The sequence below is a fragment of the Paenalicyclobacillus macrosporangiidus genome (assembly GCF_900116805.1).
Classification (GTDB): domain Bacteria; phylum Bacillota; class Bacilli; order Alicyclobacillales; family Alicyclobacillaceae; genus Alicyclobacillus_H; species Alicyclobacillus_H macrosporangiidus.
Genome location: NZ_FPBV01000001.1, coordinates 156040 through 178436, shown reverse-complemented (window position 1 = coordinate 178436; position 22397 = coordinate 156040). Strand labels below are relative to the sequence as shown.

The 22397-nt window shown below is 65.2% G+C and carries 17 protein-coding genes; 4 read left to right on the top strand and 13 right to left on the bottom strand.

Annotated features, from left to right (window positions below; all coding sequences use genetic code 11):
* Window positions 1-125: 125 nt before the first annotated feature.
* The 6 genes from BM357_RS00785 to BM357_RS00760 all read right to left on the bottom strand — a co-directional run bounded on the left by BM357_RS00785 (window position 126) and on the right by BM357_RS00760 (window position 6801).
* Complete coding sequence (locus BM357_RS00785) at window positions 126-758, bottom strand: hypothetical protein (RefSeq protein WP_074948630.1); 633 nt, start codon at window positions 756-758, stop codon at window positions 126-128.
* A gap of 49 nt (window positions 759-807) precedes the next feature.
* Entirely contained in the window at window positions 808-1725 is a 918-nt protein-coding gene (cyoE, locus tag BM357_RS00780) for a heme o synthase (protein WP_083430048.1), read from the bottom strand.
* Window positions 1726-1749: 24 nt separating this feature from the next.
* Window positions 1750-2748 (bottom strand): COX15/CtaA family protein, encoded by a 999-nt coding sequence (locus tag BM357_RS00775; RefSeq protein ID WP_074948629.1) that lies wholly within the window; start codon window positions 2746-2748, stop codon window positions 1750-1752.
* 122 nt (window positions 2749-2870) lie between these two features.
* On the bottom strand, window positions 2871-4484 hold the full coding sequence (gene ctaD / locus BM357_RS00770) for a cytochrome c oxidase subunit I (RefSeq protein WP_074948628.1): 1614 nt from the start codon (window positions 4482-4484) through the stop codon (window positions 2871-2873).
* A gap of 142 nt (window positions 4485-4626) precedes the next feature.
* Window positions 4627-5286, bottom strand: coding sequence for a cytochrome c oxidase subunit II (gene coxB, locus BM357_RS00765; protein WP_074948627.1), 660 nt, complete (start codon window positions 5284-5286; stop codon window positions 4627-4629).
* A gap of 312 nt (window positions 5287-5598) precedes the next feature.
* A complete protein-coding gene (locus BM357_RS00760; protein WP_245783782.1) occupies window positions 5599-6801 on the bottom strand; it encodes an MFS transporter in 1203 nt (400 codons plus the stop codon).
* Between the two features lie 308 nt (window positions 6802-7109).
* On the opposite strand from BM357_RS00760, the gene BM357_RS00755 reads away from it, so the two are divergent.
* Window positions 7110-7580, top strand: coding sequence for a hypothetical protein (locus BM357_RS00755; protein WP_074948626.1), 471 nt, complete (start codon window positions 7110-7112; stop codon window positions 7578-7580).
* Between the two features lie 12 nt (window positions 7581-7592).
* Complete coding sequence (locus BM357_RS00750; RefSeq protein ID WP_074948625.1) at window positions 7593-8555, top strand: MraY family glycosyltransferase; 963 nt, start codon at window positions 7593-7595, stop codon at window positions 8553-8555.
* A 73-nt stretch (window positions 8556-8628) separates the two neighbouring features.
* On the opposite strand, the gene BM357_RS00745 is transcribed toward BM357_RS00750, so the two are convergent.
* Window positions 8629-9858: an alanyl-tRNA editing protein gene (locus tag BM357_RS00745; protein ID WP_074948624.1), complete on the bottom strand. Its 1230-nt coding sequence runs from the start codon at window positions 9856-9858 to the stop codon at window positions 8629-8631.
* A 284-nt stretch (window positions 9859-10142) separates the two neighbouring features.
* Between BM357_RS00745 and acnA the strand changes: the two genes are divergently transcribed.
* The gene (gene acnA / locus BM357_RS00740; protein WP_074948622.1) at window positions 10143-12860 is read left to right on the top strand and encodes an aconitate hydratase AcnA; all 2718 of its coding nucleotides are present in this window, start codon (window positions 10143-10145) and stop codon (window positions 12858-12860) included.
* Window positions 12861-13033: 173 nt separating this feature from the next.
* Here the strand turns inward: acnA and BM357_RS00735 are convergent, their stop codons facing one another.
* From BM357_RS00735 to BM357_RS00725, 3 genes are all read right to left on the bottom strand, one after another.
* On the bottom strand, window positions 13034-14203 hold the full coding sequence (locus BM357_RS00735) for an iron-containing alcohol dehydrogenase (protein ID WP_074948620.1): 1170 nt from the start codon (window positions 14201-14203) through the stop codon (window positions 13034-13036).
* A gap of 136 nt (window positions 14204-14339) precedes the next feature.
* Window positions 14340-15626 carry an MFS transporter gene (locus BM357_RS00730; RefSeq protein ID WP_074948618.1) on the bottom strand — a complete coding sequence of 429 codons (1287 nt, stop codon included), beginning with the start codon at window positions 15624-15626 and terminating at the stop codon, window positions 14340-14342.
* Between the two features lie 15 nt (window positions 15627-15641).
* Complete coding sequence (locus BM357_RS00725; protein WP_074948616.1) at window positions 15642-16706, bottom strand: LacI family DNA-binding transcriptional regulator; 1065 nt, start codon at window positions 16704-16706, stop codon at window positions 15642-15644.
* A gap of 326 nt (window positions 16707-17032) precedes the next feature.
* On the opposite strand from BM357_RS00725, the gene BM357_RS00720 reads away from it, so the two are divergent.
* Window positions 17033-18334 carry a BaiN/RdsA family NAD(P)/FAD-dependent oxidoreductase gene (locus tag BM357_RS00720; protein ID WP_281245543.1) on the top strand — a complete coding sequence of 434 codons (1302 nt, stop codon included), beginning with the start codon at window positions 17033-17035 and terminating at the stop codon, window positions 18332-18334.
* 19 nt (window positions 18335-18353) lie between these two features.
* On the opposite strand, the gene BM357_RS00715 is transcribed toward BM357_RS00720, so the two are convergent.
* From BM357_RS00715 to BM357_RS00705, 3 genes are all read right to left on the bottom strand, one after another.
* Window positions 18354-19526, bottom strand: a complete 1173-nt coding sequence (locus tag BM357_RS00715; protein ID WP_074948614.1) for an MFS transporter — start codon at window positions 19524-19526, stop codon at window positions 18354-18356.
* A complete protein-coding gene (locus BM357_RS00710; protein ID WP_074948612.1) occupies window positions 19523-20878 on the bottom strand; it encodes a M20/M25/M40 family metallo-hydrolase in 1356 nt (451 codons plus the stop codon). Before BM357_RS00710 ends, BM357_RS00715 begins: the two co-directional genes overlap by 4 nt.
* Before the next feature lie 165 nt (window positions 20879-21043).
* Window positions 21044-22216, bottom strand: a complete 1173-nt coding sequence (locus BM357_RS00705; protein WP_245783781.1) for a solute carrier family 23 protein — start codon at window positions 22214-22216, stop codon at window positions 21044-21046.
* Between the last annotated feature and the right edge of the window lie 181 nt (window positions 22217-22397).

Below are 22397 nucleotides of genomic sequence, written 5' to 3'. Positions count from 1 at the left end.
TCTTGGTGTTCGACAGGTACGTGGTGTACTTCAAAATCAGCAGCGTCAGCGCCACAAAGGCGAAAGCGCCGAGTGCGAACAGCAACGGTTGCATCGATTCCCCTCCTCCGCCTTGCGCGCGGCCTTCAGCTGGTCAGTTTGATGCCGCACCACGCGGCGAACTGTCCCCAGGTGATGACGTTCTCGAGGATCAGAATCAGGATCCCGGACACCGCCGAGTACAACCAGACGTTCATCGCCACCGGGAAGAACTTGTTGATGTGCGCCTTGTTCGGAAAGCTGGAATACCAGCCGGCGACGGCGATGAGAACCATGCCGACGACGTTCAGCAGAAATTGGATGGCCGCCGTCGGGGCGTAGATGGTCGCCACCTGCTTGCTGTACCCTGCGAACCAGATCATCAGACGGAACTGCGTCAACAATACGACCGCATAGGTCAAGGCCGCCAACGCCAGGGTCCCGTTGAAAGCGCGCCATTTGTCGCGGACGAAAAAGGACGCGGCTATCAACAACAACACGGTGGAGATGATGGAAAACAGGACTGCAACATAAGGCAGGTTTTTCAACAGGGTATCGTCCAGCACGAACTTGGCCGGGCTCCACGCCCTCAGGTACACATTGGACGCGACGAACGTCCCCGTGGTAAACGTCAGCGCAGCCAGTCCGCACCAGACGGCGAAGTTCGCGTTGCCCTGATGGTCGACATGCTCGTCGTGATGGGCGGCGTGCCCAGCCGCATGCGCATGTTCGGTCGCCATCCTGATCCTCCTCCGTTTCCAACGTGTCCGTGACACGCGTTGCTCGCAGTTACAGCGGATTCACAACCATTGCGACGCAGATGGCCGTCAGGTACACCAAGGAAAACCGGAACAACCGGTTCGCCCAGCCCAGGTCGTCCTTCGTGAACAGCCCCTGAACCGCGCGCCACAAGAAGATGACGCCGAGCACCAGGGCGACCAACAGGTAGATCACGCCGGCCGCCTGCAGGGCGTACAGCAGCAACGAAACAGGCACCATCGCCGCGGTGTACACCAGTATTTGCCATTTCGTCTCTGTGTATCCGCGCACCACCGGCAGCATCGGAATCCCTGCCGCGCGGTAATCCTCCACTCGCTTCATCGCAAGCGGAAGGAAATGAGGAGGCTGCCACAGGAAGAACACGCTGAACACCACCCACGCGGCCAGATTCAGACGTCCGCCGCTTCCGGCCGCGTATCCGATGAGCGGGGGCATCGCCCCGGCCAATCCGCCGAGGACCGTGCTCAGCGTCGTCGTTCGCTTCAACCACACCGTGTACACATAGGCGTACATCACGAGTCCGACAAACGCGCATGCCGCCGCCGTGCTGTTGACCCAACCGGCGAGCAGTACCAATCCGGCTGCACCGAGGGCAAGTCCGATGACCAAGGCCGACACCGGCTGAACCTTCCCCGTGGGCAATGCGCGTCCGCTCGTACGCTGCATGCGCACGTCGATGTCGCGATCGACAAAATTGTTGAGCGTCGCCCCGGAAGCGACCACCATCGCTGTGCCGATGAGCGTGATCACCACCGTTTTCCACCCCGGATGGCCATGGGCCCCCATCCACAGTCCGGCCACCGTCGCCATCAGGTTGGCCGTCGTGATCCCGAGCTTCATCAGAGAGATATAGTCGCGCCACGTTCCGTGTCGCTGCTGCGGTTCCTCGCGGCGTAACCGCTTCGCCGCCGTCCCGTGCACCGCCATCGTCCCTCCCTCCTTTCACCAGGGTCATCGTAACGGATGTGGCTCGGCCAGTGCCACCCCATCCGTGCGTCCATCCTCGTCCGTGTCTGCGCCCGAAGGGCGGGCGCGTGCATTTTCTGCCACCGACGCCGCCGTCCGTCCTTGCAGCACGGCCGCGCATGCCACCAACACACTGGCCACGGTCCAATGGAGCGTGGCCAACGCGAGCTGCAACGCTGTCACGAGCGTCAGGATGCCCAGGACGGCTTGAGCCCCCACCAACGCGAGGCACCCCCAGGCCCAGCGGACGAGGACCCTCGTCCGGGACGCCCTCACCGCCAGAAACACTGCGGCGCCCGCGAGACACAGGGCGGTCAAGCCGTGCAGGCCGAGCATCCAGTGAGCCTCTGCCAGCGACGGCATCGCGGTCTGGCCGTGGCTCGCCAGATAATCGTTGCGCCCGAACAAGGCCTCACTCTCGCCGGTGTGCCGAAACAGCGCCCCTGCCGTCACGGCCGCCCACACCGCACCCGTGAACGCCCGGGATGCCGGGCGAAGCCTTCGGTACGCTTCCCCCCGCGGTTCTCCGGATTTCACGCCGTTCAGCGGCAGGCCTGCGCAGGCGGCCGCCCGGGATCGCAGGCGCATAGCGATGGTCACGGACAACGACAGCAGGAACATGCTGTTCAACACGTCGATGGTCGTGGTCACCCCCGGTGCCTTCACCAGCACAATCAGACCGCCGACCACGACCTGCACCAACAGGGACAACACGGCCCAAACACTGAGGCGGAACAGCCGCGCGTCTTCCCTGCGCCGCCAGGCCTGCACGGCGACGGCCGCCACCAGCACCACGACCAGGAGCGCCGTCGCCCGGTGCACCCATTCGAGCGCAACCAGGCCGCTCGGGCTGGGAAACAGCGCGCCATTGCACAGTGGCCAATCGGGACAGGCGAAGCCCGCATTCTCGCCGACCACCAACGCCCCCAAGGTCATTTGGACGACAATGACGATGGACGTGATCAGCGGCAGTCGCCAGCTCACGCGCTTCACCTCCCCGCCGACCCATCTTTGCACCGCCGCGACGCCGGTACGGCGCCTCGCTCCGCCGGGTGCCGTGCTCCGCTCCGATGATTGCCCGTATTGCCCGCCCGCAGGCGGAACCGCTACGCGGACTCCTTGCTCGCCGTGAGTTCCTCCGGCGTGTACGGACGGTAAGGCGTATCCGTGACGACGGGAATTTCATCGAAGTTGTGCTCAGGCGGCGGCGACGACACCGTCCACTCGAGGGTGCGGGCGTGCCAGGGGTTGTGGCCCACCTTGCGGCCGTACTTGGCCGACACCATCAGATTGTACAGGATGATGATGGTGCCCAGGCCCAGGATGTACGAACCAATGGTCGCCACCTGGTTCCAGGTCTGGAAGATGGGCGCGTATGACTGGATGCGCCGCGGCATGCCCGCCAGGCCGACCAGGTGCATCGGGAAGAACGTCACCTGGGTGCCGATGAAGTACAACCAGAACCCGAGATAACCGAGTTTCTCATTGTACATGCGGCCGGTCAGCTTCGGGAACCAGAAGTGGATGCCGGCCATGATGCACATCACGGCGCCGCCGAACAGCACGTAGTGGATGTGCGCCACGACGAAGTAGGTGTCGTGCAGGTGCATGTCGAGAGGCACCGCCGCCACGATGGTCCCGCTAAAGCCGCCGATGATGAACGACCCGATGAACCCGAGCGAAGCGTACATCATCGGCACTGTGTACTCTACCGCACCCCGCCACATCGTCGCCAGCCAGTTGAAGATCTTCACCGAGGTCGGGACCGCGATGACCAGCGACGAGATCATGAACGGAATGCCGGCGGACATCTGCATCCCGGCCACGAACATGTGGTGCGCCCACACGAAGAAGCCGAGGAACCCGATGGCCACGCTGGAGTAGGCGATGGCGTGGTAGCCGAAGATCGGCTTGCGCGCAAAGACGGGTATCACCTCGGAAATGATGCCGAACGCCGGCAAGATCATGATGTAGACCGCCGGGTGTGAATAGAACCAGAACAGGTGCTGGTACATCATCGGGTCGCCGCCCGCGGAGCTGTCGTAGAAGACCGTGTTGAAGTGGCGGTCGAGCAGCAGCGTCGTCACGGCCCCGGCCAGCGCGGGGGTCGCGAACAGCTGCATGTACGCCGTCACCAACGTGCTCCACACGAACAGCGGCAGCCGGTTCCACGTCATGCCGGGCGCCCGCATGCGGTGGACGGTGACGATGATGTTGATGGCGCCGAGGATGGACGAGAGACCGACGATGTGAATCGCCATCACCCAGAAATCCATCCCCGGCCCCTGGGAGGTCAGGCTGTACGGCGGGTACGCCGTCCACCCGGAGTCGGGCATCCCGTACAGCATGCTGAGCAGGATGATGATGCCCCCGACGAAATACAGCCAGTAGCTGAGGGCGTTCATGCGCGGGAACGCCATGTCGCGCGCGCCCACCTGCAGCGGAACCAGGTAGTTCGCGAACGCGCCCATCAGCATCGGGATGATGACCAGGAACACCATCACCGTCGCGTGCATGGTGAAAAACTCGTTGTAGCTCTGCGCGTCGAACAAGCCCTTGTAGCTCAGCAGGTCGGTACGCACCAACAATGCGAACAGACCGCCGATGAGGAAGAAGAACAGGGCGGTGACGCCATACATGATGCCGATCTTCTTGTGGTCCACGGTGAACACCCACTCGCGGACGAAGGACCGGCGCGGCGCCTGCAGCACGGCTTCCATGTTCACACCACCTTGTCTCAGTATGCCCGCTCACCCGTCACCCCGTGCGGGACACCGACGAGAGGAGTGCGCCGGACGGTCCGGACGCCGGAGGATCTTCCGGTCCGCTGGCGGCGAGCGGGTTGCCCGGGTGTCACGTGGCCTACGACTTGGCCTGCTGTTTCTGCAGCTCCGTCTGCATCCAGGTGTTGAAATCGTCCGGCGACATCACTGTCAACTGGCCAACCATGATGGGATGGCCCGTGCCGCAGAATTGGTCGCACGGCACCTGGAATTGCTTGCCCACGTCTTTGGCGTCCACATTCACCCAGAATTGCGTGATCCGACCAGGCAGTGCGTCTTGTTGGATTCGGGCCTCAGGGATGTAAAAGCCGTGGATCACGTCCGCCGAGTGAATGTCGAACAACACGTTCTGTCCTGCCGGGATCCGCAGGTCGTTGTGGGTGTCGAGCCCGTTGGGATACTTGAACTCCCAGAACCATTCGTGCCCGATGACCTCAATCACCAGCGGTTTCGCCGGCGGATTCTGCGCTTCGTAGACGTAGCGCACACTGTAGGCACCCATGAAGACGAGGATCAGGGCAGGGATGAGCGTCCACACCGTCTCCAGCACGTTGTTGCCGTGGACGGCCGCGCCGACCGGGTTCTTCGCCGATCGGCGGTAGCGGATCAGGAATGTGATCAGCAAGACCTCGACGAGCACAAAGAAGAACGTGATGATGCCAAGCATGATGTAGAAAAGGAGATCCACGTTGTGCGCCATCGAGGTCAATTGCGCGGGCAGCCAAGATGATGAACTCACGACACCACACCCTCCTCGGCAGGTCTGACCGTTGCTTCATGGGCGCAGCACGATGGCCAGCAGTCGAATCCGTGGGCATTGCGCCAATAGTGCGTTCTATCAGACAGCAAAAAGCAGCGAGCCGCTGGAAGGCCGCCAAATTCTCCGTATGATAGAATGCACCAACGCCCCGTCTTCCATGCCCTGCCTGGACCATCAGCCGCTCATACAATCGAATGAGGCCAAAACGAGCTGGCGCACCCCAAGATCCGGTTACAGTGTACCATAGTTTGCATCTGGACAGTCAAGCGAAGGAGCCCGCGGCGATCTCCGTCACACGGGCTCCGTCACAATTCTTTCGCGTTTCGTATGTTGGTACGCGTACACCAGTCCGATGGCCGCCAGCGCGATGATGCCCGTCACGACGAACGGCAGATTTGCGTGAACCTGAAACAGGGCCGTCGCCAACAGGGGACCGACCACGCGGGCCAGGCTGTCCATCGACGAGATGAGGCCCGCCGCCAGTCCCTGTCCGACGGTCGTCTCCTTGGTGACGACGGACTGCAGCGTCGGTTTGATGACCGTGTTGCCCGCCCCGAAGATGGCCGTGAACAGGACCGCCGTCGTGAAATCCCGCGACAGCAGGATCAGGAACAATCCGACGGCCGACACCGCGAGGCCGATGTACATCGTCGGCACCTCGCGGCCGTGCTTCACGTAGCGCTGGACAATGCCGCCCTGGATGAGGGCGCCGACGACCCCGGAGATGAAAAACATCCAGCCGATCTGCTGCGAGGTGGCGTGGATGCGGGCCATCTCGAAATACTGCAGGCAACCTTCCAGCGAGGCGATGGAAAACTGGGCCACAAAATCGACGATGTACAAGTACTTCAACGGGCCGGTGAACGCCGCCCACCGAGACCGGCGGGACGTCTCGCCGTCCTCGGCTTGCGCCGGGCGCCGCGCCACGGACTCCTTCAATCCGGCCGCGGCCCACAGGGCGTTGAGCAGGGCCAGGGCCGCGGCAGCGAAAAACGGCACGGCGACACCGAAGGTGCTGAGCATCCCGCCGAGGGCCGGGCCGAAGATGAATCCGACCCCGATGGACATGCCCGCAAACGCCATGCCCTTGGTCCGCTCCTCGGCGGTCGTGACGTCGGCGATGTACGCCATGGCGGTGGCCGTCACCGCCCCGGAGAAGCCGCCGCCGATGAGGCGGGCGACATACATCAGCCAGAGCCAGTCTTTCGCCAGGCCGAAGACGGCGAAACTGACCGCGAAGCCGATGAGCCCCGTGATCAGCACCGGTTTGCGGCCGATCCGGTCGCTGAGGCGCCCCCACCACGGAGAGATGAAGAACGCCACGGCCGAGTACACCGCCAACATCATCCCGAGGTGGATGGGACGCGCACCCGTCCCTTGCACCACGAGCGGCATGACCGGGATGATGAGCCCGAATCCGATGAACACCGTGACGAGCGTGACGAGGATCACGCTGAGTCGTTTGATGATATTCTCCTTATTCTCCTTCCCCATTGGGTCCGTCCCCCCTTCGCTGTCCGCCCGCCGGGCGGTCCGCCATCGCGTGGACAACATGTGGACAACATCCCGACAGCACCCATTCGCTGTTCCCGAGCTCACACGGAATCAAGCATAGCACGTGCGCGGACCCCGGACAAAAGCTGCCCTGACCCGTAGGTGTGACCGTCCTGTGGCGAATCGGTGTCGGTTTGCCGTCTTTCCCGCTCCAATCCGCGGACAGACTGGTCGCCTGCGTCCACCCTCCGGTATAATCGCATGTGAAAGCGGCGGCGCTTGGACGCTGCCGGTGCGGAGGGGTCCGAGTGCACACCACCGATGTCAAGCGGCGCAAGGCGCGCAGCCAGGTGTACCTGGCCATCGCCATCGCGGTCCTTGCGCTCATGATGCTCGGCCTGTACGCTTACATGCGCCAGGTCGCGGCCGCCCGTGCGGCGGCGCACAAGCACTCGTTCTATGAATACGTGGTCACGCACCACATCGGGCAGTTGACCGACATCGACACCGGCACCGGCATTGAGCCGATGTCGTACGTGCTCACGCTCGGACATCCGCTCCCGGTGGATCAGCGCCTGTCGTTCGCTGTGGAGATGGCCCGGCTGTACGCCCTGTACGATCACGGCCAATCGCTGACCATCGTCTTCGCCGATCCCGCGACCAAGCGCCAGCAGACGCTGGCCGAGACCCAGTACGACGCGCAGGCGCGTCAGTTGACGGTCCTGTGGGCGGATGATCAGGGCAGCATGCACACCGTGAAGCAGCCGGTCAATTGGTAGGAGGCGACAACGTTGACGGATCTGACCGTTGCGCTGGCCGCGTTCTCGGTCAGCTGGCTTCTGGTGCCGCCGCTGCGCCGGCTGGCGCTGCGTTGGCGATTCGTCGATCTGCCCAACGCGCGAAAAGTGCACAAACAACCTCTGCCCCTGCTGGGCGGTGCGGCCATCCTGGCCGGCTTTGTGGCGGCCAGCCTGGCGGGCTCCATACACTTGGGACACGTGCCGCGCGTGTACTGGGGCATGCTCGCCGGCTCGGCGCTCTTGTTCACCATCGGGCTCGTGGACGACTACTACAAGACCCGCGGCCGGGACTTCCCGGCGTCCCCGCGGTTCGTCGCACAGCTCATTGCCGCGGCGGTCGTGGCCGGCTGTGGCGGCACGGTCCGCGGTTTTTCCATGCCGTTCGGCCACCCCCACTTTGTCCAGTTTCCCGCGTTTGTCTCCATCCTGGTGACCTTGGTGTGGATCGTCGGGGTCATCAACGTATTCAATTTCCTGGACGGGCTGGACGGATTGGCCGCCGGGATCGCCAGCATCTCGGCGGGGACCCTCTTATTCATCGCCATCATCAAGGGAGACGCGGCCTCGGCCCTGTGGGCGGCCGCGTTGACCGGTGCCGCCCTCGGGTTTTTGCGCCACAACTTCTACCCGGCCCGCATCATCATGGGCGACGCCGGATCCACGTTGCTCGGATTTCTCCTGGCTTCCATCGCGGTGATCGGCGCGTTCAAATCCGCCACCGTCATCTCCATCTTCGTCCCCGTGCTCGCGCTCGGGGTGCCCATCCTCGACGGGCTGCGGGTCGTCATCCGGCGCGCCCTGGAGGGCCGGCCGGTGTACAAGCCGGACAAGTCGCACGGTCATCACCGTCTGCTCAGCTACGGCTTCTCCCAGGTCCAGGCGGTGACGTTCATGTATCTGCTGAGCGCCTGTTTCTCCCTGGCGTCCATGATCCTGGTGCTCCTGCAACGCTGAGCGATGCGGCGATCCCGGATGCGCCCCGGCCCTGCGCCCGGGCGAAGCGCATCGGATCCCGCCGTCTTCCGCGTCAGGCCAAGGATGCGAGGACCCGGCGCACCGTCTCGCAGACGGTGGACGCATCCGTCCCGGGTACCAGTGGCGCCGAACCTTGGCCCTGCTTCGCGTTGCCGCCGCCTCTGCCGGCGTGCGCCGCGAGCGCGGCGCGGACCACGGTGCCCGCGTCCACCCGCGGATCGCGGCTCACCACCACCAAGGACACGCGCTCACCCGTGTCCGCCGCGAGGGCGCACACGGTGGCGCCGCCTTCCCGCCCGGTCACCCGTTGGGCCAATCCCCGCAGCGCGTCCGCCGTGTCCACGTCCTCCACCGCATCGCAGATCCACGGCCCCCCCTGCACATCCCCGCCTTCCGGCGCGGCGCGCCGAACGAGCGCCTCCGCCCGCAGGTCCAGCCACTGGTCCTGCAGGACCCGCATCCGCTTCTGCGCGCCCTGCGCCTCCTGCGACAGCTTCTCCACCGCCGCGGGCAGGTCCTCGACGGACACCGAGAGGCGCCGCGCCAGCTCGTTCACCGCCTCAAAGCGCGCCTGCACCACGCGCAGGGCCCGTTTCCCACAGACGAAGGTCAGCCGCGTGCCGCCCCGCATCCGCTCCGTCTTCACCACTTTGATGAGCCCAATCTCCCCCGTCCGGTGCGGGTGGGTTCCGCCGCACGGATTGTGATCGAACCCTTCGATGGTCACGACGCGCACATCCTCGTTCACCTTGGGCGCACGCCGCAGCGGCAGGGCGGCCAGTTCCTCCTTCGTGACGAAACGCGCGTACACCGGCCGGTCCTCCCACACCACTTGATTCGCCAGCCGCTCCGCCTCCGCCACCTGGTCCCAGGTGGGTTCGGCATCGAGATCGACGGTGACCCACTCGGCGCCCAGGTGAAACCCGACCGTGTCCATGCCGTACAATTGCTCGAAGCTGGCCGACAGCACGTGCTGCCCGCAGTGCTGCTGCATGAAATCGTGCCGCCGCACCCAGTCGATCTCGCCTTCGACGGCCTCTCCCTCGGGGAGCGGCCGGTCGGTGGCGTGAACGACCTCTCCGTTCTCCACAAACACGTCGAGCACCCGCGCGTCTCCCAGCCGCCCCGTGTCGTGCGGCTGGCCGCCCGACGTCGGATAGAACGCCGTCTGATCCAGGCGGACAAGCCATCGTCCCTCCGCCTCCCGGCAACTTGTGACCACCCCGGTGAACCGCGTGCAATAGCTGTCGTGGTAGTAGAGCCTCTTCTCCGCCAGGGACATGCCGCCCACCTCCGCCCTGATTGTAGCCGCCGGAAGCCTGGGAGGACAATTCCAACCGCTTCAACTTGCAACGATGCAGGGTTGATAGTAGAGTGACAGGTGACTGCCTCGGCCTCATCTGGGCCCGCCGGGCGCCCGCTTTCGTCTTCTCCGGCGGCGCGGCGGCACGCGGGGATATAGAGAATCCGCATGCACTCATCGCGTTTTTGGATTCCCATTCGACACAGGCCCCGTGTTCTGCGAAAATGTGGTTCAGAAATCGAACAGAGAGTGGGGGAACTATCATGCCAGTGTTTCACGATCCGTTTGGCGTGAAGCGCACGCTGACCGTGAACGGGCAAACGTTCACGTACGCGCATCTGAACGCCCTCGAAGAAAAGGGAGTGGGACAGGTCTCCCGCCTTCCTTTCTCTATTAAGATCCTGCTCGAGGCCGTGCTGCGCCAGATCGACCAGCGAGCGGTGACGGAGGACCACGTCCGCCTGCTCGCCAACTGGAACGCGGCGGCTCCGGCGCAAAACGAGATCCCGTTCAAGCCGGCCCGCATTTTGCTGCAGGACTTCACCGGCGTGCCGGCGGTGGTCGATCTCGCCGCCATGCGCGCCGCGATGAAGCGCCTCGGCGGCGACCCGAAGCGCATCAACCCGCTCGTCCCGGTCGATCTCGTCATCGACCACTCGGTTCAGGTGGACGCGTTCGGCTCGCGCGAGGCGCTGCAGTTCAACATCAACAAGGAGTTCGAGCGCAACGAGGAGCGCTACAAGTTCCTGCGCTGGGCGCAGAAGGCGTTCGACAACTTCCGCGTCGTGCCGCCCGGTACCGGCATCGTCCACCAGGTCAACCTGGAGTACCTGGCGACCGTCGTCCAGCAGAAGGAGATCGACGGCGAAGTCGTGGTGTTCCCGGACAGCCTCGTCGGCACCGACTCGCACACGACGATGATCAACGGCATCGGTGTCCTCGGCTGGGGGGTCGGCGGCATCGAAGCGGAGGCGTGCATGCTCGGCCAGCCGCTGTACATGTTGATGCCGGAGGTCATCGGCTTCAAACTGACCGGCCAACTGCCGGAAGGCGCGACGGCGACCGACCTGGCGTTGACGGTGACCCATCTGCTGCGCAAGAAGGGCGTCGTCGGCAAGTTCGTCGAATTCTACGGCCCGGGCCTGTCGAACATCAGCCTGGCGGACCGTGCGACGGTGGCCAACATGGCGCCGGAGTACGGCGCGACCATGGGCTTCTTCCCGGTCGACGAGGAGACGTTGAACTATCTGCGCAGCACCGGCCGCAGCGAGGAGCTCGTCGCCCTGGTGGAGGCGTACACGAAGGCACAGGGCATCTTCCGCACCGACGACACGCCGGATCCGGTGTTCACCGACACCATCGAGCTCGACCTGTCGACCGTCTCGCCGACGATGGCGGGTCCGAAGCGGCCGCAGGACCGCATCGCCCTGCAGGACATGAAGGCGACGTTCGAAGACGCGCTGCGGAAGCCCATCGACAAGGGCGGCTTCGGCCTGTCCGACGAGCAGGTGGCGAAGGAGGCCACCGTCCGCTTCCAGGACGGCGCGACCGAGGTGATGAAGACGGGGTCCGTCGTGATCGCCGCCATCACCAGCTGCACCAACACCTCCAACCCGTCGGTCATGGTCGGCGCGGGCCTGTTGGCGAAAAAGGCGGCCGAGCGCGGCCTGACGCCGCCGCGGTACGTCAAGACCAGCCTGGCGCCCGGCTCCCGCGTGGTGACGGACTACCTGGAGAAGGCCGGTCTGCTCGAGCCGCTGTCCCAGCTCGGCTTTGACGTGGTCGGCTACGGCTGCACCACCTGCATCGGCAACAGCGGCCCGCTTCCGGACGAAGTGGCGAACACCATCCGCGAAAACGACCTGTTGGTGTCCGCGGTGCTCTCCGGCAACCGCAACTTCGAAGGCCGCATCCACTCGCTGGTGCGCGCCAACTACCTGGCCTCGCCGCCGCTGGTCATCGCATACGCGCTGGCGGGGACGGTCGACATCGACCTCGCCCGCGAGCCGCTCGGCACGGACAAGGACGGCAAGCCCGTGTATCTGAAGGACATCTGGCCGACCTCCCAGGAGGTCCAGGAGACCATCCGCTCGGTCATCACGCCGGAGATGTTCCGGGCCGAGTACGAGCACGTGTTCAGCGCCAACGAGCGCTGGAATGCGCTGGAGACGCCGGAGGGCGAGCTGTACGAGTGGGACGAGGCGTCCACCTATATCCAGGAGCCGCCGTTCTTCGTCGGCATCACGGCCGATTTGCCGGAGACGGGCGACATCCGGTCGGCCCGGGTGCTGGCCCTGCTGGGCGACTCGGTGACGACCGACCACATCTCGCCCGCGGGCAGCATCGCGGCAAACAGCCCGGCCGGCAAGTACCTCATCGAGCACGGCGTCAACCCGGTCGACTTCAACTCGTACGGGTCCCGCCGCGGCAACCATGAGGTGATGATGCGCGGCACGTTCGCCAACATCCGCATCCGCAACCAGGTGGCACCGGGCACCGAGGGCGGCGTCACCACCTACCTGCCGACCGGCGAGGTGGTGCCGATCTACGACGCGGCCATGAAGTACCAGGCGGACGGCACGCCGCTGGTCGTCATCGCCGGCAAGGAGTACGGCACCGGCAGTTCCCGCGACTGGGCGGCGAAGGGGACCAACCTGCTCGGCGTCAAGGCGGTCATCGCGGAGAGCTTCGAGCGCATCCACCGCAGCAACCTCGTCGGCATGGGCGTGCTGCCGCTGCAGTTCAAGGAAGGGGACTCCTGGCGGTCGCTCGGCATTACCGGCCGTGAGACCTTCACCATCGAGGGGCTCGCGGGCGAATTGACGCCGCGCCAGACGCTGAAGGTCACCGCCACCCGCGAAGACGGCAGCCAGTTCTCGTTCGACGTGGTGCTGCGCCTCGACAGCCAGGTGGAGATTGACTACTACCGCAACGGCGGCATCCTGCAGACGGTGTTGCGCAACCTGCACGCCGGCGCCTGATGGACGTCCGCCACGCTCGGGCGGCATGGAAAGAGGAGGTCCCGAAGTGCTTCGGCACTTCCGGGACCGCCTTTTTTGTCGGCATGTCCCCCGGTGTGCAGTTTGGCACGTATCGCCCGAAAGACACGACGAAGGCCACCCCGCCCGGGGTGGCCACACGGGTGCGAAACCCGTCACAGACAACGCCGCAGAATCTCGGCCACGTCTTCCTTGTCCAACTTCTTGAACGAGCCGAGCTTGCGGAAGCGCACCGCCTGCTCTGCCATCCGCTCGATGTGCTCGTCGCCAATGCCGTAGTCCGCCAGCCGCTGCGGCGCCCCGATCCGCCGGAAGAAGGCGCGGACCTCGGCGATAGCCTCGCGGGCCAGCTCGTCCACGGACTTTCCGGCGGGATCGATCCCGAACACCCGCGTCCCCAACTGCGCGAACCGCTCTGGCCCGGCGTCGACCACGTAGTCCATCCAGTTCGGGAACACGATGGCCAGCCCGCCGCCGTGCGGGATGTCGTAGATGGCGCTGATCTCGTGCTCGATGGCATGGCACGCCCAGTCGCCCTCGACGCCCATGTTGATCATCCCGTTGAGCGCCATCGTGCTGCAGTACATCAAGGTCTCGCGCGCGTCGTAATCGGTCGGGTTCTCCAGCGCCTTCGGCGCCGTCTCGATGATGGTGGCGATCACCGACTCAATCAGCCGCTGCTGCAGCGGCGTGTTGTGGGTCGGGTGGAAATAATGCTCGAAGCAGTGCGCCAGCATGTCGCACGTGCCGTACACCGTCTGGTCGCGCGGGACGGTGAAGGTGTTCTCCGGATCGCAGAAGGAAAAGCGCGGGAACGTGTGCGGCGGCGCGCTGCCCCCGAGTTTCTCCTTCGTCTCCCAGTTGGTGATGACGCCGCCGGCGTTCATCTCCGATCCGGTGGCGGACAGCGTCAAGATAGCGCCCAGCGGCAACGCATCGTTGGCCTTCGCCTTGCGCTGATAGACGTCCCAGATGTCGCCGTCGAACTTCGCCCCCATGGCGATGCCTTTGGCGCAGTCGATCACGGACCCGCCGCCGACGGCCAAAATCAGGTCAATCTGCTCGTAGCGGCAGATCTGGATCCCCCTGTAGACCGTGGTGAGCCGCGGGTTCGGCTCCACACCGGGCAGCTCGAACACCTGCACGCCCGCCTCCGTCAAAATGCCCATCACCTTGTCGTACAGGCCGTTTCGCTTGATGCTGCCGCCCCCGTACACCAACAGCACCCGCTTGCCATAACGCGTGACCTCAGCCGCCAGATGCTGTTCTATCTGGCCCTTGCCGTAATACAGGACTGTGGGATTGTGAAAGCGGAAAGGATTCACGTCTCGGCCTCCTTTTCGGTGAGCGGGCCGGCGGCATGGCTTCGCCGACCCAACCTCCCCCATTGTACCGAAACCGGAGGGCCAAAGTGAAATCGCGCCATGCCAACCGCGGCCGGCCGGTCTCGGCGGTCCGGTCTCAACGGGTGGCCGTCCCCGCCGCGACGGCCTGTGCGCGATGCCGCGGCGCGCGGACCAGGAGCGTGAGGATCACCGCCAGGACCAACGACAGCGCCATGAAGATGTAGGATGCCCCCGGTCCGCCGGTCACACCGTTCAGGTAACCGACAAAGTACGACCCCACAAACGAACCGAGCGCCCCCATGCTGTTGATCAGCGCCGTGGCCCCGCCGGCCACATTTCTCGGAAGAATCTCCGGAATGATGGCGAAGAAAGGCCCGTACGGCGCGTACATCATGCCGCCCGCGAGGACGAGCAGCACGTAGGCGATCCAAAAATGTGACGGACCGAGGACATACGAGGCGTAGAAACAGACGGCGCCCGCCAACAGGAACGGCCACACGAAGCCCTTTCGGTTCAACGTGCGGTCGGAATACTGGGACGCAATCAACATCAGGATGGCCGCCAGCAGGTACGGCAGCGAAGACAGCCAACCGGTGGCAACGATCCCCGCGTTAGAAGCCGCCTTGATGATGGAAGGCAGCCAGATGACAAACCCGTACACCCCGATGCTCCAGAAGAAGTACTGAGCTGCCAGCAGGACGACGGACGGGGTGCGGAACGCCTCCCGGTAGTTGCGAACGGCCTTCAGTTCCTTTTGTTCGGCCTGCAGCGCGTCCGTCACAGCCCGCTTCTCGGCCTCCGTCAGCCACCGCGCCTGAGCGGGCTCATCATCGACGAGCTTCCACCAGATGAACGCCCACAGGATGGACGGGATCCCCTCGATGATGAACATCCCCTGCCAGTTGAACCAATGCACCAGGTAACCGGAGAGGACGGACATCCACAGCACGGTGACCGGATTGCCGAGGATGAGGAACGTGTTGGCGCGGGAGCGCTCCGCCTTGGTGAACCAGTGACTCAGGAAGATCAGCATGGCGGGCATGACCGCGCTCTCCACCACGCCGAGCAGGAAACGATCGGCGAACAGAAGCGGGATGTTCGTGATCACCCCTTGCAGGGACGCCAACACCCCCCACAGGATGAGGCTCCAGAAGATCAACCGCTTCGCACTCCGGCGCTCCGCATAGTGGGCGCCCGGGATTTGAAAGAAAAAGTAGCCGAGGAAGAACAGGGCGGCCAGCAGAGATGAGGCCCCCTGCGTGATGTGCAGCGCCTTGGCCATGCCGGACGCGGCGCCGAATCCGTAGTTGGAGCGATCCAAATAGGCCAAACTGTACGTGATAAATGCGAGCGGGATGAGACGTGCCCAGCGCGCGCCAGGCAGGTTCGCCTGAATGTCCATCTTCACGCCTCCTCATTAACCAGATTCAGGTCGGATGGCCGCCCTGACCGTCGAACCGCGGGCGACCAGACGCGCCGGAAGTTCAATCAACTCCGGCGGCATCTCTTGCGGTGCTTGCATGCGCGCCCACACCCGGCGCATCGCGGTGACCCCCAGAGCGTAGGTGGGTTGTTCAATCGCAGTGATGCCGCCACACACCAACCCCGCCCAATCCGGATTGTCGAACGACACGAGACCCACGTCCTCCGGGACGCGCACCCCGAGGGTGTTCAGCCCCTCGACCACCCGCAGGGCCACCACCGCGTTGGCACAGCATACGGCGGGCGCCTCCCCTGCCGCCTTCGACAGAAACGTCGCCAATGCCGTTTCCACCTCTCCAGGGACGCGGACGTTCACCACGAACACATCGTCCGTTCCCCCTTTTGTGTGCTGCTCCATCACCCTTCGATAGGTGCCGACTCGCTCCGCGCGCGAACTGATCCCGTCCACCGGCTCGGTGAACCAGGCGATGCGCCGGTACCCCTGTTCCAACAGGTGCATCAGGCCCGCCCGGGTGGCCTGCCGGTTGTCCACGCACACGGTGTCAAAAGGCAGCGCAGGCACCTTGCGGTCCATCAACACGATGGGAGTGCGGTCGTGTGCCAACGCCTTGAGAAAGGCGTTGTTTTGCCCGGTCGTGTTGATGATCAGGCCGTCGATGCGGTGCGCCTGCAGCATGAAAATGTATTCCCGCTCCTGCTCCGGATCGTTGCCCGTGTTGCACAACAGCACATTCATGCTGCAGCGTTTGCACTCGTCCTCCACGCCGCGCAGGACATCCACGGTGAACGGATTCGCGATGTCCGCCACCACCATCCCCACCAGTCCGCTGCGCCCCCGCTTCAGGCCGCGCGCCATTTGGTTGGGCCGATAGTCGAGCGCCGCAATGGCGGACTCGATTTTTTGCCGGGTCTCCTCGGACAAGAGGTGGTATTGCCCGCTCAGATAACGCGACACCGTCGTTTTGGACACGCCTGCCGCGCGTGCCACGTGCAGAATCGTGATCGGCTTGTTGCTGTCACCCCTGGGACGATCCGCCACATGCTCCCTCCTCTCCGAACGGCCGCGCCATCCGGACAAGCAGGCGCGATGAAATTGAAACCGTTCCCTGAAACCGGTTTCTATCATTAGAATATCAGGCCCGTCGTGTCCCGGCAAGAGAGAAGATTTGATTCGCCTTGGCGCGTCCCGTACACTCGACGTGTGCCCGATCCCCCGGCGGCGCGGCCCTCTTGCCGTGCACCGGATCGCGGTTCGGTTCGAACACGTAGACTTTTGGAAGACCGCGGGCATTGCACAGACCACAAATCGATCCGTGCCCGATACCGGGGACGGAATCGACACCGATACGTCGACGAGGTGACACCGTGTCCTTGCCATCTGCCTCATCCGCATCCGTACGCGACGTCGTCGTGGTCGGCGGCGGCCCGGCCGGACTCATGGCCGCCATCGCCGCGTGCGAAGCCGGCGCCGACACGCTCTTGATTGAAAAAGGCCACCGCCTCGGGCGCAAACTGGGCATCTCCGGCGGCGGCCGCTGCAACGTGACGAACGCCAAGCCTCTGCCGGAACTGATGAAGAACATCCCCGGCAACGGGCGCTTCCTGTACTCCGCCCTGCACCGGTTTTCCAACGAAGACGTGCGGCGCTTCTTCGAATCCCTGGGCATCCGGCTCAAAGTGGAGGACCGAGGGCGCGTGTTCCCCGTCTCGGACAAGGCGGAGACGGTCGTGAAGGCGTTGGTGAACAAGGTCTATGACGCAGGGGCCGAGGTGTGGGAAGATTGTCCGGTCAGCGGGTTGCTGGCGGAGGACGGCGAGATCCGGGGGGTGCGTCTGCGCAGCGGCGGCGAGGTGCGCGCACGGTCGGTGGTCGTGGCCACCGGCGGCTGCAGCGTGCCGAAGACGGGCAGCACCGGCGACGCCTACCCGTGGGCCCGCCGCCTCGGCCACACGATTGTCGATCCGTATCCCACCGAGGTCCCGCTCACCAGCGACGAGCCGTTCATCCGCGAACGCCGTCTGCAGGGCATCTCCCTGCGCGGCATCACCGCGACCGTGCGCGATGGCCGCGGCAAGCGCCTGACGGAGGAACAAGGAGACCTCCTCTTCACCCACTTCGGCCTCAGCGGCCCGGTGGCGCTGCGGTGCAGCCACTACGTCTCCACGGCCCGCCGGCGCGCCCCGGGGGTGGCATTGACCGTCGAGATCGACACCCTGCCGGCGCGGTCCATGGCCGATCTGATGTCGGATTGGGCGGATCGCCGCCAGGCGGAACCCCGCAGACGGGTTCGCACCGTGATGGAATCCCTTCTCCCGGACCGGCTGGCCGAGGTGATGGTCGAGCGGGCGGGGATCCCGGCCGACCAAGTGTTGGCCAATGCCCGCAACGCCGACCTCGAGCGCCTGGCCCGGCTGCTCAAGGCGTTTCCGGTCCGCGTCACCGGGACGCTGCCGCTGGCGCAGGCGACCGTGACCGGCGGCGGCGTGTCGGTGAAAGAGATTGACCCGCGCACGATGGAATCCAAGATCTGCCGGGGGCTGTTCTTCGCGGGCGAGGTGATGGACGTCCACGCGCACACCGGCGGCTACAACATTACCGTCGCCTTCTCCACCGGCCATCTGGCGGGCACGTGTGCCGCCGGGCGCGCCCTGTCGCTGCGGGCCTGAACTCCCGCATCTCCTGCGCTCACGCCGATCCCGCCGGCCGCTCCGGCACCGGCGCACGCCGAGGCGCGCCCCGCGTCACGCGGCGCAGCAGCCACAGGGCGTAGCCGCCGGCCGCCGCCAGCATGGCCGAGGAGGCCCAGAGCATCCCCCGGTGCCCGGAGGTCGAGAGGACCACGCCGCCGAGAGACGATCCGATGGCATTCCCGAGGCTGTTGCCAAACACCCGCACCCCGAACATCTGCGCGTGCTCCGTGGGCGGGGTGTGCTCGAGGAATACCGCGTCGACCAGCGGCCCGGGAATGTTCATGACCCCGGCCCGGAGCAGAAAGAGGGCGCTGAAGACCAGCGGCTGCCCCGCGAACGACAGGGCCAGCGTCAGCCCGGCGGCCAAACCGAAGCTCAGGGCGAGCGTGTTCCCGTACCGCAGCCGGCGCACCAAGCCCGCGACCGCCAGGGCACTCGCCGAGATCATGAACGTGGACAGGGCCGACACCGTGGACGTCAGCCGGTCCCCCGCGTGGAACACACCGTTCAACACCAGGGTCGCGAACGGGTTGAACAGGCCGAACGCAATCCCAAACAGGAGGGTATACACGCTCATCGCCAGGATCCGGCCGTTCGGCAGGCGGAACGCGTGCGGCGCCCGGGCGTCCGGCGCGCGGACGAAGGCACGGAGGACGGGCGCCGCCATCGCCACGCCCGCCGCCCCGAGCAACGCCGTGCGATAGGAGGTCCAGGCGCTGAGAAACCCGCCCGCGACCGCCCCGAACCCCATGGCGCCCATGTACAGCGCGACGAAACGGCTGAGGACCCCGGCCCGCTCCTTGCCCCGTTGAAGCGAGGTCAACACCACGTTCTCGGTCGTCGTCAACAGGGCGTTGCCAAGCCCCGTGAAGGCCGCGCAGACGAGCCACGCGGCCCACCCCTGGCTGATCCCCGTCAGGACGTAGGAGAGCGGGATGATGAGCGTCGCCAGCTTAAAGACCCGGGAGGCGCCCAGCCAGTCGGCCACCGATCCCAGCAACAGCCCGCACAGCCCCGCGGAGAACGAGGTCGTGGCGAAGAGCAGGCCGATGTGCGCATCATCCAACCCCTGCGCGCGGAAAAAGAACGGCTGAGCGAACCCCACGCCGCCGATGCCGGCGCTGAGAAACACTTCGCTGATGTAGTACAACCACAGGGAGCGGCTCATACGTCCGCGCCAAACCGCTCCATCAGCAGCACCATGTGCAGGATGCCGCGTTCAAAATCGGCGACGCGGATGGACTCGTCCGGCGCGTGCGCGCGCGAGTTCCACCAGCCGCAGCCCGTGGAGACAATCGGCAGATCCATGCCCAGGAACTCACCGAACGGGTACATCGGCCCCGTCCCGGCCGAGTTCGGGTGCAGGACGACCTCCGTCTCGTACGCCGCCTTGGCGGTGTCGACCACCATCTGGACGAACGGGTGATCCAGGTTCGAGCGGTACGCCCGCTCGCCGTTGATCTGCGTCACTTCGACGTCCGTGAACCCGTGCTTGTCCAGGTGGCGCCGCACCTTGCGCAGGATGTCGTCCGGGTCCTGGTTCGGCACCAGGCGGCAGTCCACCTTCGCCTGGGCCCGCTTGGGCAGCACCGTCTTGCTGCCCTCGCCCGTGTAGCCGCTCTCAATCCCGCAGATGGTCATGGTGGGCTCGAACAGCAGCGCGTAGTTCGGGTTGGCGTCTCCGGTGATGAGCGGTCGGCGCAGACCGTAGAGGGACTTCAAGTCCTCGACCGGCAGCTCGTCCGCGATGCGCTTGAGCGCCTCGGTCGGGGGCACCACGTCGTCGTAGAAACCTTCCACCAGGATTCGGTTGTCCGCCGACTTCAGGGTCGCCAGGGCGTGTACCAGGCGCCACGCCGCGTTGTCGAGCACCGCCCCCATGGACGAGTGCACATCCACGTCCGCCCCGTAGCACCAGAACTGCAGGTAGCACATGCCCTTGATGCCCGCCACCAGCTCCACCTGCTCATACTGGTTCTTGCCGCCGAACTCCCAGATGCAGGCGTCCGCCCGGAACAGATCGGCGTATTTCTCCAGATACCTGGGCAGCGCGGGCGATCCGATCTCCTCCTCGCCCTCGATGAGGAACTTCACCCGGCAAGGCAGGCCCCCGTTCTCCTTCAGCAGGGCGATGGCGTTCAGCCGCGCGACCAACTCCCCTTTGTTGTCGGCCGCCCCGCGGGCGTACAGCTTCCCGTCCACAATCTCGGCCCCGAACGGCGGCACCGTCCACTCCTCCACCGGTTCGGGCGGCTGCACGTCGTAGTGGTTGTAAAACAACAGCGTCCGGTTCGGGTTCCCGTTCGGCCCCGGTTCGAAACTGGCGTACACCACCGGATTGCCCCCGCAGTCGTCGAGGACCCGGCATTCTCCGCCCAGGTTCTCAATCATCTCGCGAACCATGGCGACCGTCTCGGCAATGCCCACCCCCTGCGCCGAGATGCTCGGCTGCCGGCAGTAGCGCTGCAGCATCGCGATGGCTTCTGGCAACTTGTCCTGTACCTGTGCTCTCCAGTTCATACCTGAGCCTCCTCAGCCCCCATCGTTTCGGATGACGGAACATCCAACGGTTAGAATACCAGAAGGCTTCCGAAAAGTAGAGAGGAGGGGCGGCGTTGAGGCGCCCGCCCCTTCGGTGAACGCATATGTGTCATGGCAGCCGGGATCGCGTCGCGGCGGCCCGCCTCAACGGGCGTCTTGGGACCTGCGGTTGAAATCGGGCAAGAGCCAGTGCACCAGCAGCCCGGCCAGCGTGGCGTACGCGATCCCGTTGTTCGGATACCCGACGCCGACGATGAAGATCACGGCGACGACGATGAGGTTCTTCATGTTCGTCAGGTCGACCTTCTCTTCAATCACGTGGCGGATGCCCATCGCCGCAATCATCCCGAACAACAGGATGCTGATCCCGCCCATCACGGGAACCGGGATGGTGTGGATGAGCGCCCCCACCTTCCCGAACAGTCCGAGCAGGATGGCGATGACCGCCGCCCCCTGGATGATGCGGCTGGAGAACTGGCGCGTGATGGCCAGCACGCCGAGGTTCTCTGCGTAGGTGGTCTGTGCGGGGCCCCCGAGGAACGCCGAAAGCGCCGTCGCCACCCCGTTGCCGATGAGGATGCGCGGAAAGCCCGGATCCTTCGTGACGTCCCGGCCGACGATTTCGTTCAACACGAACATATGGCCGAGATCCTCAATCATGGTCACGAGCGCGATGGGGGCCATCGCCAGGATGGCTTCGAGCGTCACGTCCGGCGCGGTGAAATGCGGCAGGGCCACCACCGGCGCCGCGTGCAGCGGAGAAAAGTCGACCGCGCCGCGCACCCAGGCGTAGATGTACCCGATGAAGATGCCGACCAGAATCGGAACGATGCGCATCTGGCGCGTCCCCGCCAGCGACGCGACAATGGCCGCGAGGAGGCTGACCAGGGCCACGTCCCAGCGGACGGCCGCCATCTGTGAGACCGCCGTATTGGCTAGGGCCAGGCCGATGATGGACACCACCGGACCGACGACCACCGGCGGAATCGCCCGGCGGATCCGCTGAAAGCCGACCGCGGTCACGAGCAACGACACCAGCGCGTACATGACGGCCACGGCGAGCAACCCGGCCACCGCCTGGCCGGGCGAGTGATGCTTGCTCACAAATAACGTCAACGGGGCGATGAAAGCGAACGAAGAACCCAGGTACGTCGGCACCTTGCCTCGCGTGATCCCGTGGAACACCAGGGTGCCGACGCCGCTGGCAATCAGGGCGGAACCGGGATCGAGCCCGGTCAGATACGGGACCAGGACCGTCGATCCGAACATCGCGAACACGTGCTGAACGGACAGTGGAATTGCGCGCAACAGGCGCACGTGCATCCCCCTCACGTCAAGACATACCCTCTTGTATCTATCACGAATCCAGGAAACCGACAAGGGTATCTTCACCGCGTGAGGGGCATCGTTATGCACGAGCGACGTTGACTGAGGCCAATGCCTGCGAAGCGCCCGCCGGGCCCGTCCCACGAGCCGCCTGAGCTCGTCGAACGGCACC

Bases quoted from the DNA above. Each gene is read 5' to 3' on its own strand.
- BM357_RS00785 (WP_074948630.1), bottom strand. From the start codon at position 758: ATGGCGACCGAACATGCGCATGCGGCTGGGCACGCCGCCCATCACGAC.
- cyoE (WP_083430048.1), bottom strand. From the start codon at position 1,725: ATGGCGGTGCACGGGACGGCGGCGAAGCGGTTACGCCGCGAGGAACCG.
- ctaD (WP_074948628.1), bottom strand. From the start codon at position 4,484: ATGGAAGCCGTGCTGCAGGCGCCGCGCCGGTCCTTCGTCCGCGAGTGG.
- BM357_RS00760 (WP_245783782.1), bottom strand. From the start codon at position 6,801: ATGGGGAAGGAGAATAAGGAGAATATCATCAAACGACTCAGCGTGATC.
- BM357_RS00745 (WP_074948624.1), bottom strand. From the start codon at position 9,858: ATGTCCCTGGCGGAGAAGAGGCTCTACTACCACGACAGCTATTGCACG.
- acnA (WP_074948622.1), top strand. From the start codon at position 10,143: ATGCCAGTGTTTCACGATCCGTTTGGCGTGAAGCGCACGCTGACCGTG.
- BM357_RS00730 (WP_074948618.1), bottom strand. From the start codon at position 15,626: ATGGACATTCAGGCGAACCTGCCTGGCGCGCGCTGGGCACGTCTCATC.
- BM357_RS00715 (WP_074948614.1), bottom strand. From the start codon at position 19,526: ATGAGCCGCTCCCTGTGGTTGTACTACATCAGCGAAGTGTTTCTCAGC.
- BM357_RS00710 (WP_074948612.1), bottom strand. From the start codon at position 20,878: ATGAACTGGAGAGCACAGGTACAGGACAAGTTGCCAGAAGCCATCGCG.